The sequence below is a fragment of the Paraburkholderia sp. RAU2J genome (assembly GCF_003634845.1).
In the GTDB taxonomy this organism is placed as follows: domain Bacteria; phylum Pseudomonadota; class Gammaproteobacteria; order Burkholderiales; family Burkholderiaceae; genus Paraburkholderia; species Paraburkholderia fynbosensis.
This window is the reverse complement of sequence record NZ_RBXG01000003.1, coordinates 434,268-450,818: the sequence shown is the minus strand read 5'-3', so window position 1 is coordinate 450,818 and position 16,551 is coordinate 434,268. Positions and strand designations below refer to the sequence as shown.

The window sequence follows — 16,551 nt, the reverse complement described above, 5'->3', positions numbered from 1 at the left end:
CGACCATTTCCGCAGGAGGTGCGGCCCATGACCACGCCCGAACTCGTTCAGCGCAGCAGCGCATTGCCGCCAGGCGCGGACCGTCCGCAGCCGTTCGGTGGTGGTTCGACGCCGCCGCCGACCCAACCGCAACCGGCACGCCGCCGCTCGCTCGCCTCACGGATGAGGTTGTCTACGGGCGGCTGGATCGGCTTCGGCATGGTGTGTCTCGCGCTCCTCGTCGCGGTGTTCGCGCCGTTGATCGCGCCGCACGAGGTCGGCTCGATCGTCACGCCCGATGTGTTCGCGAGCTTCAGCGCGAAGCTGCCGCTCGGCTCGGACTACCTCGGCCGCGACATGCTGAGCCGCATCATCTACGGCACGCGGCTGACCGTGTTGCTGTCCCTCGCAGCCGCGCTGCTCGCGGCTGTCACCGGCACGACGCTCGGTTTGCTGGCCGCCGTCGCAGGCAAGGCGATCGATGAAACGATGAGCCGCCTGCTCGACGCGATCACCTCGATTCCGTCGAAGATGTTCGCGCTGATGATCGTGGCCGCGTTCGGCTCATCGCTGACGCTGTTGATCCTGACCGCCGCGATCAGCTACATGCCGGGCTCCTACCGGATCGCGCGTTCGCTCGCGGTGAATATCAGCCAGCTCGAATACGTGCAGGTGGCTCGGGCGCGCGGCGAGAGCTCGCTCTATATCGCATGCGTCGAGATGCTGCCGAATATGCTGCATCCGATGCTGACCGACACCGGGCTGCGCTTCACGTTCGTCGTACTGCTGCTGAGCGGGTTGAGCTTCCTCGGCCTGGGCGTGCAGCCGCCATTCGCGGATCTCGGCTCGCTGGTGCGCGAAAACATCGCCGGGCTCGGCGAGGGAGCACCGGTCGTGATCATGCCGGCGCTGGCCATTGCGATCCTGACGGTTGGTGTCAATCTGTTGATCGACGGTCTGCCGCATCGCGGTGGCAAAAGCAAGATCGCACGCAGCGCCGACGGAGGTCATTAATGAAGACGCAACTGAGAACGAAACCTGACACGAAGCTCGGCACGAACTCGCGCAACCTCGTTGAAGTACGCGGACTGCGCGTGGTCGGCAGCCGTTCGGGCGAGCCGGATACGACGATCGTGCACGATGTCGATTTCGAAGTGGCGCGCGGCGAAGTCCTCGCGTTGATCGGCGAATCCGGCTCGGGCAAGACCACCATCGCGTTGTCGCTGATGGGGCATGCGCGCAGTGGTTGCCGCATCGCGGGCGGTTCGATCCGCGTCGGCGATACGGACGTGCGGGCGCTGTCGCCGAAAGGGCTGGCTTCGTTGCGCGGACGCAAGGTCGCGTATATCGCGCAGAGCGCGGCCGCCGCCTTCAACCCGTCGCGGAACATCCTCGACCAGGTGATCGAGAGCGCGCTGATTCACGGCACGCTGAGCAAGCGTGCTGCGCAGGCCAAGGCCATCGAGCTGTTTCGCGCGCTGGCGTTGCCCGAGCCGGACACGATCGGCAAGCGCTATCCGCACCAGGTCTCGGGTGGTCAACTGCAACGTCTGATGGCGGCGATGGCGCTGATTACCGATCCTGAACTCGTGATTCTCGATGAGCCGACCACGGCACTCGACGTCACCACGCAAATCGATGTGTTGCAGGCATTCAAGCGCGTCATCAAGGAGTTCGGGATGACGGCGGTGTATGTGTCGCACGATCTGGCGGTGGTCGCGCAGATGGCCGATCGCATCCTCGTGCTGAGCGACGGCGCGGTCCGCGAGGCGGGCGCGACTGAGCAGATCCTGCACGCGCCCGCGCATCCGTACACGCAGAGCCTGATCGCGGCGGTGACACCGGATGGCGCATCACGCTCTGGCGACCCGCGCAACCCGATCGATCAGGCCACGCAACCGGCGGCCGGTCCTTCGACGCCGCTGCTCGAAGTGCGCCGCATGATGGCGGGTTATGGCCGGCGCAACGCGAAAGGCTCGCCGGCCACGCTGATTCTGAACGACGTCGATCTCAAGATCGAGCGCGGTCAGACGGTTGGCGTGATCGGCGAATCCGGTTCGGGCAAGACCACGCTCGCGAAGGTCATCGCCGGGCTCGTGACACCGTCGGGTGGCAAATTGCTGCTGGATGGACAACCGCTCGCGGGCGATCTGAGCAAACGCACGAAAGAGCAGTTTCGCCGCATCCAGATCGTGTTCCAGAACGCCGACACCGCTTTGAATCCGACCCACACGGTGGGACGCACGCTGGCGCGGCCGCTCGCGTTCTATCACGGCATGAAGGGCGCGCGCGCGCAGGCGCGTGTCGCGGAATTACTGGAACTGGTGCGGCTGCCCGCGTCGGTGGCATCGCGCAGTACCGCTGAGCTGTCGGGCGGCCAGAAGCAGCGCGTGAATCTCGCGCGTGCGCTTGCGGCCGAACCCGATCTGATCCTGTGCGACGAAGTCACGTCGGCGCTCGATACGGTCGTCGGTGCCGCGATTCTCGACCTGCTGCGCGATCTGCAGAAAAAGCTCGGCATTTCGTATCTGTTCATCACGCATGACATCGCCAAGGTCCGTGCCATCAGCGACGACATCGTCGTGCTGTACTCGGGTCATCGCGTCGAAACGGGCACGCGTGCCGCCCTGTCGGCGCCGCCATACCATCCGTATTCGCATTTGCTGGTGTCGTCCGCACCGGAGTTGCGCGCGGGCTGGCTCGACGAAGCGAGCGAGCGCTGTCACCGCGAGCTCGCGCCCATCGGTCCGTCGAACGACAACCCGGAACTGTGCACGTTCGTGTCGCGTTGTTCGATGCGCATCGACGGCGTGTGCAATCAGACGACGCCTTCGCTGCGCACGCTCGAAAACGGCGCACAGGTGCTGTGTCATCGCAGCGAGGCCGATTTGATCCGCTTCCAGGCGCCGCTCGAACCGCTATCGGTGGAACACGTGGAGCGCGCCTGATGCGGCTGGTTCCAACGCAGCGAGCGATGCCGAAGCTGCATTAGCCCGGCGACCGAACCACCCGGTGCGAACCGCAACGATAACCGTCAAGAAACGATTTCACACAGGTCCTGAGGCGCGGCTTCAGGGCGTGCCGCCTGTCGTCCGGTGAAATCCGGTTCGCCGGGGCTTACGTCGAAAAGGGAACTTCATGGGCATGAGAATCGGGGTGGATATCGGTGGCTCGTTCGCCGATTTTGCCGTGTTGAACGACGAAACCGGCGAGCTGAAAACGCTGAAGGTTTTTTCGCGGCCTGACAGTCCGGGCAGCGAAGTGCTGCGTGGGATGGAGCAGCTTGCCGAGCGCTATGGCATCGCGCCGCGCGACGTCGATTACTTCACGCATGGCACGACGGTTGGCGTGAACGCGGTCGTGCAGCGCAAGGGCCTGCGTCTCGGTCTGATCACGACGCGCCACTTCGAGGACGTGCTCGACCTCGCGCGCCTCAAAGGCCCGGACATGTACAACCTGCTGTCGAAGCGGCCGGCGCCGCTGGTGCCGCGCGAGCGCGTGTTCGGCGTGGTCGAACGGCTGACGGCGCAAGGTGCTGTCGAAACGCCAGTCGACGAAGCGAGCGTGCTCGAAGCTGCCGGGAATCTGCAACGGGCCGGCTGTGAAGGCGTCGTCGTGTCGCTGTTGCATTCGTACCGCAATCCGGCGCACGAGCACGAAGTGAAAGCGATTTTCGAACGCGCGCTGCCGGGCTTCTTCGTGTCGTGTTCCAGCGACGTGTGGCCGATCATCCGCGAATATGAACGCACTTCGACGGCGGTGATCGGCGGCTATGTGCAGCCGAAGGTCTCGCACTATCTCAGCTCGTTACAACGCGCGCTGATCGAAACCGGCATCACCGCCGACATGAAAGTGACCAAGTCGAACGGCGGCGTGATGAGCGCGGAAGCGGGCAAGACCAACTGCGTGCAGATGATCCTGTCGGGTACCGCGTCGGGTGTGATCGGCGCCGCCTATGTCGCGCGACAAAGCGGACTGAAGCAATGCATGAGCCTCGACATCGGCGGCACCACCGCCGACGTCGCGTTGATCGTCGACGGCGAGCCGCAATATGCGAGCGGCGAATACATCGGCGATTTCCAGATTCATATTCCCTCGGTCTCGGTGTCGTCGATTGGTGATGGCGGCGGCTCGATTGCCTGGGTCGACGATTTCGGCGTGCTCAAGGTAGGCCCGGAAAGCGCGGGCTCGAATCCCGGCCCGGTCTGCTACGGACGCGGCGGCACGCGAGCAACGATCACCGACGCGTTTGTCGTGCTCGGTGTGATCGGCAACGCGAGCCTTGGCTACAACTCGGTGAAGGTCGATCATGACGCGGCGCATCGCGCGCTCGAGGTACTCGCCAACCAGCTCGGCACCAGCGTCTACAAGACCGCCGAGGCGATCGTCAATGTCGCGGTGTCGGGCATGTACGCGGGCGTGAGCCGGATCGTGTCGCGTTTCGGCATCGATCCACGCACCTTTTCTCTGCTGCCGTTTGGCGGCGCGGGTCCAATGCTCGCGTGCTACTTCGCCCGCGCGATCGGGATGCAGGAGATCGTCGTGCCGACCGCGCCAGGCGTGTTGAGCGCGCTGGGCGGCCTGATCGCGGACACCCGCAATGACTTCGTCAAGACGACCTATTACGACCTCGATACGGTCTCGATTGCCAGTCTTGCCGACGACGTACGCGGGCTCGAAACGTCCGCCCGTGACTGGATGACCGGCCAGACCGGCGATGGCAGCGCGGCGTGCATCGTCGTATCGGCGGAGATGCGTTACAAGGGCCAGTCGTTCGAAATCGACACGCTGCTCGATATCGATTGGCTCACTGGCCAGGATCTCGGCGCGGTGCATGAAGCGTTTCATCGCGAGCACGAGCGGCTATACGGTCATCGCGACGCTGCGGCCCGAGTCCAGGTGGTCGCGCTGCGTCTCGTGATCACCGCCGCGACGCCCAAGCCGAAGCTGCAACCCATCGAGTCGAGCGACCGGCTGCCGACGCCGTCGGGCACGATCCGCGTCTTCATGGACGACGCGTTCCACGATGCCGCGCTGTATCACCGCGCCGACCTGAAGGCCGGTCAGCAGATCGATGGACCTGCGGTGATCGCCCAGGACGATTGCACGACGAGCGTGCTGCCGGGTTATCGCGGCCGCGTCGATGGATACGGCAATCTGGTCTTCACGGTCGTCAACTGATTTCGGACGGAGCATCGCAATGCAATTCGACAAGGCAGTGCTGCAGATTTTCGCCAACTATTGCGTGGCCGCAGCCGAAAGCATGGCGTACACGCTGGTGCGTACTGCGCACTCGACGTTCGTCAAGGAAACCGAGGATTTCTCCTGCGCGATCATGACGCCGGAAGGCCTCACGTTCGCGTCGCCGAAGACGCTCGGCGCGACGTGGTATGTCGGTCTCGACTACAGCCCGGTGATCGCGATGATCGATCACTACGAGCCGGGCGACATCTGCATGACCAACGATTCGTATAGCGGCTTCGTTGCCACGCACACGCCCGACATCCTGATCTGGAAGCCGGTGTATTACGGCGGCGAGATCGTCTGTTTCGTCGGCGGACATATCCACAACACGGATATGGGCGGGGCGGTGCCCGCGTCGCTGTCGCGCACGCTGACGGAAATCGAACAGGAAGGGATTCGCTTTCCGCCGTGCAAGATCGTGCGCGCGGGTGTGTTCGACGATTCGATCGTAAAGATCATGGCGGCGAACGTGCGCGTGCCGAATCAGAATATTGGCGATCTGCAAGCGCAACTGGCGTCGCTGCATACGGGCGAGCGGCGCGTGCTGGAGATCATCGAACGTTTTGGAATCGACGGTTTCAAGGCGGGCATGGGTGCGCTGCTCGACTATTCGGAAGAGCAGGCACGCACGATTTTGCGTGGCATTCCGGACGGCGACTATTTCTTCGCCGAATACGCCGACGAAGATTCGGTGCGCGGCAAGCCGATGCGCGTCGCGCTCACGGTGCGGATCAAGGGCGGCTCGGTGGAGATGGATTACACCGGCAGCGATCCGCAACTGCAGTCGTCGCTCAACATTCCGACTGGCGGACGGGAGCGCCATGCGCTCGCACTGGTCGGCTTCGTCTATGTGCTCTACACGCTCAACCCCGACATCCTGCTCAACACGGGCATGCTGCGTGTTGCACGCTGCATCCTGCCGGAAGGTACGGTGGTCAACGCGACCAAACCCGCAGCGGTCGGCATGCGCAGCCTGACGTGCAAGCTGCTGCATCTGCTGACATTCGGTGCGTTTTCGCAGGCCGTGCCTGACCGGCTCGCGGCATGTCCGGCCGGCGGTCTGTCAATTCTCAGCGTGAAGACGCTCGACCGTCAGGGCGCGACCGTGATGGCGTCGATCGGACCTATTGGCGGCGGCGCGGGCGGTAGTCCGTCGGATGATGGCGAAGACGGCTCGGGTGCCAACAACGCGTTCCTGCGCAATACGCCGGTCGAAATCAACGAAACCGAGGTGCCGATCCGCATCACCCGCTATGGCGTGGCGCCCGGTTCGGGTGGCGCGGGCCAGTATCGCGGCGGCCAGGGCCTCGTGATGGAATTCAAGGTGTTCTCGCCGAATACGCTCGTGACCGCGCGTAATCGCGATCGCACGCGTTTCGCGTCGTGGGGCGTTCGCGGCGGGCACGCCGGTGGCAATGCGCACTTCACGCGCAATCCGGATACGCCGCAAGCGGAAGAGCTGGATAACAACGATCTGGTCGTCTGCATGCCGGGCGACGTGATCCGTCTCGTCGGCGCGGGCGCGGGCGGTTATGGACGGCCGATCGATCGCGATCCGCAGAAGGTGCGCGAGGACGTGTTGCGGGGCTATGTAAGCATCGACGAAGCACGCGACGTCTACGGCGTCGCACTCGACGGTGACAGGCTGGATAGTGCACGCACGCAACAGTTGCGCGACGAAGCACGGGCTCGGATCGGTGCATCGGTACCGCCTGCGTTCTCGTTCGGCCCGTATCGCGATGCGTTCGAAGCGAAGTGGACTCGCGAACGCTATGCCGCATTGACGGTGATCCTGGCGGGCGTGCCGGTGCAGTGGCGCTACTTCATCAAGCATCGGCTGTTCGAGGCGCTCGATAACCGGATTGCGTCCGATCCGCATCTCGCGCAAGAGCGCGGCGGCGAGGTTGTGCAGGCGATGTTCGCGGAACTGCGTCGCGAGTATCCGCAGTTGAATGCAATGTGAGCGCGGCGCGACACCACGCGGCACCGCATCGTACGACACGGCGCGGTGAACCCGGCACGGTCGATTCGCAGCGTGGCATCCGGCGCTGTGGACACGCGCCCACCCTGTGACATCCCTTCTTCCTAACTGGAGCGGACAAGATGGATAGCTTCGACCCCAACCGAGTCAGCGTGCGCAGCGCGCATTTCATCGGCGGACAGTATGTGGAAGGCGAGGGCGCGCTCGATGTCGCACGGCCGTCCGACGGCGTCTTCTATGCGGCATTGCCAGTCGCCGATGCAGCGGTGGTGGATCGCGCCGTGGAAGACGCATGGCGCGCGTTCAAAACCAGCGACTGGACGCGCCGTGCGCCACGCGAGCGGGCCCGCGCCATGCGCCGCTGGGCTGAACTGATCGAAGCCGATGTGGCGGCCCTCGCGCCGCTCGAAGCGCTCGGCTCGACGCGTCCGATCGCGGACGCGGCGCGCTGGGACATCCCCTTCACCGCTGAAGGCATCCGCTTCTACAGCGAATTTGCCGACCGGGTCGGCGGCGAAGTGGCCGCGACCCGCCCCGATCACCTCGGCATGACGATCGCCGAACCCTATGGCGTCATCGCTGCGATTTCGCCGTGGAATTTCCCACTTGTGATGGCATCGTGGAAGATCGCACCGGCGCTCGCTGCGGGCAATGCAGTCGTGCTCAAACCCTCGGAACTGACGCCGTTTTCGGTGCTGCGTCTAGCCGAACTCGCGATCGAAGCGGGTATTCCGCCGGGCATCTTCAATGTCGTGCAAGGCGATGGCCGCACGACGGGCGACGCGCTGTGCCGTCATCCGAAGATTTCGAAAGTCACATTCACCGGGTCGACGCAGACTGGCGCGGCGATCATGGCGGCTTGCGCGCAGAGCGGCACCAAGCCGGTCACGCTGGAGTTGGGCGGCAAGAGTCCGCAACTCGTGTTCGCCGACGCGCCGGATCTTGACCGGGTAGCACGCCGGGTCGCAGCGGCGATTGCCGGTAACGCCGGACAGGTGTGTGTGGCCGGCTCGCGATTGATGGTCGAACGCAGCGCGGCGCCGCGCCTGATCGACGGCATCGCGAGCGCGTTCGCCGCGCTGAAGCCGGGCAAAACCTGGTCGCCGGGCACCACGTTGCCGCCGATCATCTCGGCACCGCAACTGCAACGCATCGACGGCATCGTGCGCCGTACACTCGATAGCGGTGCGCAAGCGGCCGCGGGCGGCGCGCGGCTCGAACTGGACGGCGACGGTGCGTTCTACGCACCGACTATCCTGACCGGCGTGACTCCGGCGTCCGAAGCGGTGCGTGAAGAGATTTTCGGGCCGGTTCTGACTGTGCAGACCTTCGATGACGACGACGAAGCGCTCGCGCTGGCCGCGCATGAAAAGTACGGTCTCGCAGCGGGCGTGCACACCGCCGATCTGAGCCGTGCGCTGCGGATGATGCGCGGCATCGAGGCCGGTACGGTGTGGATCAACCGCTATGGACGCACAGCCGACTTCGTGATTCCGACCGGCGGCTACAAGCAGTCGGGTATCGGCAAGGACCTGGGACGCCAGGCATTCGAGGCGAATCTGCGTTTCAAGAGCGTGTTGATCGACCTGACGGACGGTGCCTGATACCAGGCGCCCGGTCGCGCCCGGTCCTTCTTGCCGCGTACTCTGAAGCGGCTGAAAGAGGCCGCGTGCCGACGCGGCCATTTCGCATTTGCGCGGGCAATACGAGCGCAACTGACGGCCTGACAAGCCACTCGGGACTGCGCAAAAGCCACGCAAAACCCTGCCGCATAGTGTGCTGAACGGGGCGCGAAAAACGGTGGATTCTGTGCTGGTGAACCGCCAATACACGGTAACTCGGCTTTTTTGAGGTGATTTAATGTTTCTCAGCAAGCGAGGCCGCGAACGATTCTCCCCCGCGCCGCGCTACGGGCGCGCCGCTGTTTAACGGCGGCGTGTCGCTGGTTTTCGTTTCGTTGACGCGGTTTCAGATCGCGTTCGCTTTCGGCTCTGACTTGATCTTCGCTGACCACAGGGACTAGACATGACCCGCTTCAAACCCAAATACATCACGTTCGACTGCTACGGCACGCTCACTCGCTTTCGTATGGGCGACCTGGCGCGCGACATTTTCGCCGACCGCGTTCCGGCTGATCAGATGGAACAGTTCGTCAAGGATTTCGCGGCGTACCGCCTCGATGAAGTGCTCGGCGCGTGGAAGCCGTATCAGGACGTGGTGAAGAACGCCGTGCGCCGTACGCTCAAGCGCTGGAATATCGAGTACATCGACGCCGAAGCGCAGAAGTTCTACGACGCCGTCCCCACTTGGGGTCCGCACCCGGACGTCCCGGAAGGCCTCGCGAAGGTGGCGAAGGAAATTCCGCTGGTGATTCTGTCGAACGCCATGAACGAGCAGATCCAGAGCAACGTGGACAAGCTCGGTGCGCCGTTCCACAAGGTCTTTACTGCGCAGATGGCGCAGGCGTACAAGCCGCGCATGCAGGCGTTCGAATATATGCTCGACAATCTAGGCTGCGGTCCCGAGGACATCCTGCATGTGTCGTCGAGCCTGCGTTACGACCTGATGACGGCCCACGATATGGGTATCAGGAACAAGGTGTTCGTGTCACGCGGCCACGAACCGTCAACACCGTTCTACGGCTATACGGAAATCAAGGACATCGGCGGTCTTCCGGGCGTAGTCGGTCTGTAAGTGCGCATGCTGTCATGCCGTGAACGCCGCGGCGGTTTAACCTGAACTTCGCTGAAGAGATTGGATGAAACTCGAATCGTACTGGCTGGACACGCGTCCGGCCTTCCGCGGCAGTCGCGAAGGGCCGGTGGAGGGTCATGCCGAGGTGGTCGTGATCGGCGGCGGCTTCACCGGTTTGTCGGCGGCGCTCGAACTCGCGTCGCGCGGCGTCCAGGTGACGGTGCTCGAAGCCGGGCAGATCGCCGGCGAAGCGTCGGGACGCAACGGCGGCCAGTGCAACACCGGACTCGCGCACGACTACGCGTCGCTGGCGGCGAAGATCGGTGCAACCCAGGCGAAGGCGTTCTATCGCGCGTATGAAAGCGCCGTGGCGACGGTCGATTCGATCGTCACCGCGCATCAGATCGATTGTGATTTCGTCCGTACGGGCAAGCTCAAACTGGCCGCCAAGCCCGAGCATTTCGCAAAGCTGGAGAAGACCTATGAAGTCCTGCTGCGCGAAGTCGACCAGGATATCGATCTGATTCCGCGTGAAAACCTGCGCGACGAAGTCGGCTCGGATGGTTTTTTTGGCGGGCTGTTGCAGCGCAACGGCGCGCAGATGCATATGGGCAAGTTCGGCGTCGGGCTGGCCCAGGCTGCGGTACGGCACGGCGCGCGGATCTTCGAACAGGCGCCCGTCACGCAGATGAAGCGGCTCGACGGCGAGCGCTATGAAATCACCTGTGCGCGCGGCACGATCCGCGCGGATCGCGTGCTGGTCGCAACCGGCGCGTCGCAGATCGGGCCGTTCCAGTGGTTCCGGCGGCGTATCGCGCCAGTGGGCAGCTTCATCGTCGTGACCGAACCGTTGCCGCCCGAGCAACTGAACCGGCTATTCCCCACGCGCCGCGCCTATGTGACGTCGCGTCAGATCGGCAACTACTTTCGCGTGACGCCCGATAACCGGCTGCTGTTCGGCGGCCGCGCCCGCTTCGCGATGTCGAGCCCCAGTTCCGATGAAAAAAGCGGGCAGATTCTGCGCGCCGGGCTCGCGGCTTATTTCCCCGAACTGGCGAATGTGCGGCTCGACTACTGCTGGGGCGGTCTCGTCGACATGACCGCCGACCGTCTGCCACGTGCGGGCCAGCATGAAGGTCTCTTTTATTCGATGGGTTACAGCGGCCATGGCGTGCAGATGTCGGTACACATGGGCCGCGTGATGGCCGACGTGCTGTACGGCGCGGCGGCTGGCAATCCCTGGCGCGATCTCGAATGGCCGGCTATTCCCGGTCACTTCGGTCACGCGTGGTTTCTGCCGTTAGTCGGCGCGTATTACCGATTGCAGGACATCCTGCATTGATGGCCATGCCGCCACTGAACGGCATTCACGCTCTGCGTCGCGGCGTCGGCGCGCAATGGGAGTCACGCGCATGAAGTCCAGATTCGTCCGGCTCGCTGAAACCACGCGCGCCACCGTCTCGTTTCGGATCGACGGCGAAATGGTCGACGGTCTCGAAGGCGACACGCTGCTGGTAGCGATGCTGTGCAACACCGGCCACGTGCGGCAGTCCGAGTTCGGTCCGGAAGTGCGCGCGGGTTTTTGCATGATGGGCGCGTGCCAGGATTGCTGGGTCTGGACCGCCGATGGCCAACGCGTTCGCGCCTGCACGACGGTGGTCAGCGAGGAACTCGATATCGTCACCCGTCAACCGGAGCTGCAATGGCCCAACCTCGTGTAATCGTCGTCGGTGCCGGACCGGCCGGGATTCGCTGCGCGCAAGCGCTGGTCGCGGCGGGGCTGCGTCCCCTTGTGATCGACGAAAGCCGGCGTGATGGCGGACAGATTTATCGCCGGCAGCCTGAGCAGTTTTCACGGCCCTATACGAAGCTCTATGGCACCGAAGCCGCAAGTGCGCAGAATCTGCACGACAGTTTCGAACGGTTGCGTGCGCAGATCGACTACGCACCGGAGACGCTTGCGTGGAACGTATCCGGCGGCAAGCTCTACACGGCACGCGACAGTGTCGCCAACCATCATGCGTTCGACGCGCTGATCCTGTGCCCCGGTGCAACTGATCGGCTGATGCCGGTCAAGGGCTGGCAGTTTGCCGGTACCTACAGTCTCGGCGCATCGCAGATCGCGCTGAAGGCGCAAGCCTGTTCGATCGGCAGCAACGTGGTGTTCATGGGTTCCGGGCCATTGCTATATCTGGTCGCGAACCAGTACGTGCAGGCGGGCGCGAAGGTGGCCGCGGTGCTCGACACGTCGCCGTCGAGCAAGCGTCTGCGCGCGTTGCCCAAGCTGCTCGCGCGGCCCGACGTGCTGCGCAAGGGGGCGGCGCTCGTGTCGTCGCTGAAAAGGAGCGGTGTGAAGATCGAGCAGGGTGTCGAGCCGCTTGAGATTCACGGCGACGCTGAGCGCGGCGTCGAATCGGTCAGCTACCGCGACAAGCGTGGCGCGCACCAGCGTATTTCATGCGATGCCGTCGCGATGGGTTATCACCTGCGCCCTGAAACGCAGCTTGCGGACCTCGCCGGTTGTGAGTTCGCGTTCGATGCGTCGACGCGTCAATGGTTGCCGCAACTCGACCGGATGGGCCGCAGTTCGGTTGAGCGCGTTTATCTGGCTGGGGACGGCGTGCGCGTGCTCGGCGCCGATGGCGCGGAGAACGCCGGAAAACTCGCGGCGCTGGCCGTATTGCAAGACCTTGGACATTCCGTCGATGCTTCGCTGGTCGCTTCGCTCGCGCGTGAGCGCTCGAAGATGGACCGCTTTCGCGCCGGGCTTGCCGAAGCATTTCCGTGGCCGGCGCAACAGGCCGCGCGATTGGCCGACGACACCATAGTGTGCCGTTGCGAAGGAATTAGCGCAGGCGAATTGCGTCGCGTGATCCGCGAGGAAGGCGCGCGCGAAGCGAATCGCGCGAAGGCGTTCAGCCGGGTCGGCATGGGACGCTGCCAAGGCCGCTATTGCGGCCACGCGGCGGCCGAGGTGATCGCCGATGCGGCGGGCGTGCCGCTCGAACAGGTCGGCCGCTTGCGCGGGCAGGCGCCGGTCAAGCCATTGGCAATGTCGACCGTTGCTGGTTGGCAACCGGCGGCTGCCACGCCGGCCGCAGCACCGTCGAGTGCAAGCAGCACGGTGGAGGAAGAATGAAACGGACCGATACGGATATCGTGATCGTCGGAGGCGGGTTCATGGGTGTCGCGGCGGCGTTCTTTCTGCGCCAGCGCGGCCGCTCGGTCATTTTGCTGGAACGCGGCCTGGTCGGTCAGCAGGCGAGTGGCGTCAACTTCGGCAACGTACGCCGGCAGGGCCGCTATCTGCCGCAGTTGCCGCTGGCGAACCGCTCGCGCGAAATCTGGGGAAAGCTGCCGGAGTTGATCGGTCACGATGCCGAGTTTCTTCCGACCGGACATATTCGCGTGTGCTATCGGCAGGAACAGGACGATGCGTTCGAGGTGTATGCGCGTGAAGCTGCGCAATACGGGCTCAAGCTCGATCTGTACCGTGGCGCCGCGATGCGCGCGAAGTTTCCGTTTCTGGGTCCCGAGGTACGGGCAGCATCGCACGCACCGATCGACGGACACGCGAATCCTCGTCTCGCGGCACCGGCTTTTGGACGCGCAGCGGTGAGAGCCGGTGCGCAGATCGAAGAAAACACCGAGATCGCCACAGTCGAGAAAGACGGCGACACGTTCCGCGCGACCAGCACGGATGGCCGCGTGTTCTGCGCGCCGAACCTGCTGATCACTGCTGGCGCGTGGGGCAGCCGGCTGAGCGAACAGTTCGGCGAAGCTGTCCCGATCGCGATTCATGGCCCGCAGATGGCGGTCACCGAACCGGTGCCGTATGGCCTCACGCCCGTTGTCGGGGTGTCGTCGCCGCATCTCGAAGAGATCGTGTATTTTCGCCAGGTGAAGCGCGGCAATATCGTGATCGGCGGATGCGCGCGGGGTCCGGCCTATCTCGACGAGCGTCGTGCGAAGGTTCTGCCGGAAAGCACCCTGCTGCAGTGCCGCCAGGCGGCGCGCGTCGCGCCGGCGCTGTCGCGCCTGAACATCATTCGCGTGTGGAGCGGGGTCGAAGGCTACATGCCGGACGACCGTCCGATCATGGGACGCAGCGGCAAAGTGAATGGCCTGTATTACGCATTCGGCTTTTGCGGACACGGCTTTCAGCTCGGTCCGGGCGTCGGCGACGTGATGGCCGAACTGATCGACACCGGTGCGACCAGTACGCCCATCGAGCCTTTCGCGATCGAGCGCTTCGCCGTCCAGGCGAACGCTGCGCCGATCGCCGCGTAGCGGAGAAAATCGTGGCGAAAATGCTCATGTATGCCGCAGGCGAACGTCCGATTGCCGAACCGATAGCGGGGTCGCGCTCGGTTGCACGAGCGGTGGCGTTCATCGAAGCGTCGTTTGCGCAGCCGGTCAGTCTTGCGATGCTCGCCGCAACGGCGGGATTGAGCGTGTCACGGTTTGCGACGCTGTTTCGTCAGGAAGTCGGCATCTCGCCGCATCGCTATGTGTGTCTCGTGCGCGTGCGGCACGCGCAGACGCTGCTGCGCAATGGTGTGCCGCCATCGGTGGTGGCGACCGAAGTGGGCTTCTTCGATCAGAGCCATCTTGGCCGTCACTTCCGGCGCACCGTTGGTGTGACGCCGGGAGATTATGTGGCGCGGCCTTCGCTGGTTTCCTGCTAAGCGTCCCGCAGCGGCCGCGATTCTTTGTTCTTCCAGTTGCGCGGGATTCCGTACGTCGCCCTGCGGGCCTCGCCGTCGTCGCCGCAGCAATTCATGCTGAAAAGCATCGTCAAAACGATCGCTTGTGCTGGCGGGATGGCATCGAACGGAACACTCCCACTATTCTGTAATGTTGAAATTCAATCAAGACGAGCGCTTCTTGACCGGGCTGACCGGGGGACGCAGCGACAAGCAGGTTGGCTCTGGTTTTAACGCCGGCAGGCGTGTACGACAAGCTACAGCACTACCGACGCACATTCCTTCCCGAACGTTTCCAGGAGCACTCGTATGAACGACGACGATATCAAACAGGGTGGCGTCACTCGCCGCGACATGATGCGCATTCTGGCGGCCGGCGGCATGATGGCGAGCGGCGCGGGTGGACTGCTCGCCGGTGCGAACAGCGCGTTCGCGGCCGATGCGCCGAAGCGGGGCGGCAAGATTCGGGTCGCCTACGATTCGAGTTCGACCGCCGACACACTCGATCCCGCAAAGGGTTCCGCAGGCCCCGACTACATCCGCTTCTTTCTCTTTTACAGCGGCCTCACGCAGCTCGACGAAAGCCTCACGCCGCAGATGAACCTCGCGCAATCGCTCGACAGCAGCGATGCGAAGACGTGGGTCCTCAAGCTGCGCAAGGGCGTGATGTTCACCGATGGCAAGTCGCTCGCACCGGCCGACGTCGTGTATTCGCTGCTGCGTCACAAGAACCCGGCGACGGGGTCGAAGGTCAAGTCAGTGGCCGACCAGTTCGCCGACGTCAAGGCGACCGGTCCCGACGAAGTGACGATCACGCTGACCGTGCCGAATGCGGATTTGCCGGTGATTCTCGCCACGCCGCAGTTGGTGATTATCAAGGACGGCACGACCGATTTCACGACCGCCGTCGGCACGGGCCCCTACAAGGTGAAATCGTTCAAGCCTGGTGTGTCGACTGTCGGCGTGCGCAACGACGGCTTCTGGAAGCCGGGAAAACCGTATCTCGACCAGGTGGAACTGATCGGTATCAGCGACAACGCTGCGCGTGTCAACGCGCTATTGTCGGGCGACGTGCATCTGATCAGCGCTGTCGATCCGCGAGCGACGCAACGGGTTGCATCGACGGCCGGCTATGCGATCAAGGAAACCAGGTCGGGGCTCTATACCGACCTCATCATGCGGCGCGATACCACGCTGACAGGCAATCCGGATTTCGTGCTCGGCATGAAGTACCTGTTCGATCGCGAGCAGATCCGCACGGCGATTTTTCGCGGCTACGCGGTGATCGGCAACGATCAGCCGATTCCTCCCGGGCATCGTTACTTCAATGCCTCGCTGCCGCAGCGCCCGTACGATCTCGACAAGGCGAAGTTCTACCTGCAGAAGGCCGGCGCGATCGGCGCACCGATTCCGCCGATCTATGCGACCTCGGATGCCAATGGCTCGATCGAGATGGCGGTGCTGATGCAGCAGTCGGCGCAGAAGATCGGCGTGAATCTCACCGTGAACCGGGTGCCTGCCGATGGCTACTGGTCCAATCACTGGATGAAGCATCCGTTGGGATTCGGCAGCATCAACCCGCGGCCGAGCGCCGATGTGCTGTTCACCCAGTTCTTCAAATCGGATGCGCCGTGGAATGAGTCGGGCTGGAACAATCCGAAGTTCGATCAACTGCTGATCGCCGCGCGTGCCGAAACCGACGACGCGAAGCGCAAACAGATGTACGGCGACATGCAGGAGATCGTCCACAAGGAAGGCGGCATCGGTATACCGTCGTTCATCAGTCTGCTCGACGGCTACGACAAGCGCGTCAAAGGTCTGGGCTCGATCCCGACCGGTGGATTGATGGGTTTCTGCTTCGGCGAATATGTGTGGTGGCAGGGATGACGGAGCAGGGAGACCGCTGTGAGCGGTCTCCTGCGGATTTTGTCGAGTCTCTTCGAGTTC

12 protein-coding genes are annotated in these 16,551 nt (G+C 63.8%); all 12 read left to right on the top strand.

Annotated elements, in window-relative coordinates; translation table 11 throughout:
* The first annotated feature begins 27 nt into the window (after nucleotides 1–27).
* Nucleotides 28–993, top strand: coding sequence for an ABC transporter permease (locus B0G69_RS33495; RefSeq protein ID WP_121324429.1), 966 nt, complete (start codon nucleotides 28–30; stop codon nucleotides 991–993).
* Entirely contained in the window at nucleotides 993–2,927 is a 1,935-nt protein-coding gene (locus B0G69_RS33490; RefSeq protein ID WP_121324428.1) for an ABC transporter ATP-binding protein, read from the top strand. Before B0G69_RS33495 ends, B0G69_RS33490 begins: the two co-directional genes overlap by 1 nt.
* Nucleotides 2,928–3,117: 190 nt before the next feature.
* Entirely contained in the window at nucleotides 3,118–5,160 is a 2,043-nt protein-coding gene (locus B0G69_RS33485) for a hydantoinase/oxoprolinase family protein (protein WP_121324427.1), read from the top strand.
* 19 nt (nucleotides 5,161–5,179) lie between these two features.
* Nucleotides 5,180–7,186, top strand: coding sequence for a hydantoinase B/oxoprolinase family protein (locus tag B0G69_RS33480; protein ID WP_121324426.1), 2,007 nt, complete (start codon nucleotides 5,180–5,182; stop codon nucleotides 7,184–7,186).
* Nucleotides 7,187–7,326: 140 nt separating this feature from the next.
* Nucleotides 7,327–8,808 carry an aldehyde dehydrogenase family protein gene (locus B0G69_RS33475; RefSeq protein WP_121324425.1) on the top strand — a complete coding sequence of 494 codons (1,482 nt, stop codon included), beginning with the start codon at nucleotides 7,327–7,329 and terminating at the stop codon, nucleotides 8,806–8,808.
* Between the two features lie 421 nt (nucleotides 8,809–9,229).
* Nucleotides 9,230–9,898 (top strand): haloacid dehalogenase type II, encoded by a 669-nt coding sequence (locus tag B0G69_RS33470; protein WP_121324424.1) that lies wholly within the window; start codon nucleotides 9,230–9,232, stop codon nucleotides 9,896–9,898.
* Between the two features lie 64 nt (nucleotides 9,899–9,962).
* Nucleotides 9,963–11,240 carry an FAD-binding oxidoreductase gene (locus tag B0G69_RS33465; RefSeq protein WP_121324423.1) on the top strand — a complete coding sequence of 426 codons (1,278 nt, stop codon included), beginning with the start codon at nucleotides 9,963–9,965 and terminating at the stop codon, nucleotides 11,238–11,240.
* A gap of 70 nt (nucleotides 11,241–11,310) precedes the next feature.
* Complete coding sequence (locus tag B0G69_RS33460; RefSeq protein ID WP_121325084.1) at nucleotides 11,311–11,619, top strand: (2Fe-2S)-binding protein; 309 nt, start codon at nucleotides 11,311–11,313, stop codon at nucleotides 11,617–11,619.
* On the top strand, nucleotides 11,601–13,037 hold the full coding sequence (locus B0G69_RS33455; protein WP_121324422.1) for an FAD/NAD(P)-binding oxidoreductase: 1,437 nt from the start codon (nucleotides 11,601–11,603) through the stop codon (nucleotides 13,035–13,037). The genes B0G69_RS33460 and B0G69_RS33455 overlap by 19 nt, the downstream gene beginning before the upstream one ends.
* Complete coding sequence (locus B0G69_RS33450) at nucleotides 13,034–14,188, top strand: FAD-dependent oxidoreductase (RefSeq protein ID WP_121324421.1); 1,155 nt, start codon at nucleotides 13,034–13,036, stop codon at nucleotides 14,186–14,188. Before B0G69_RS33455 ends, B0G69_RS33450 begins: the two co-directional genes overlap by 4 nt.
* A gap of 20 nt (nucleotides 14,189–14,208) precedes the next feature.
* The gene (locus tag B0G69_RS33445; protein WP_241991686.1) at nucleotides 14,209–14,586 is read left to right on the top strand and encodes an AraC family transcriptional regulator; all 378 of its coding nucleotides are present in this window, start codon (nucleotides 14,209–14,211) and stop codon (nucleotides 14,584–14,586) included.
* 327 nt (nucleotides 14,587–14,913) lie between these two features.
* Nucleotides 14,914–16,491 carry an ABC transporter substrate-binding protein gene (locus tag B0G69_RS33440; protein WP_121324420.1) on the top strand — a complete coding sequence of 526 codons (1,578 nt, stop codon included), beginning with the start codon at nucleotides 14,914–14,916 and terminating at the stop codon, nucleotides 16,489–16,491.
* Nucleotides 16,492–16,551 lie beyond the last annotated feature (60 nt).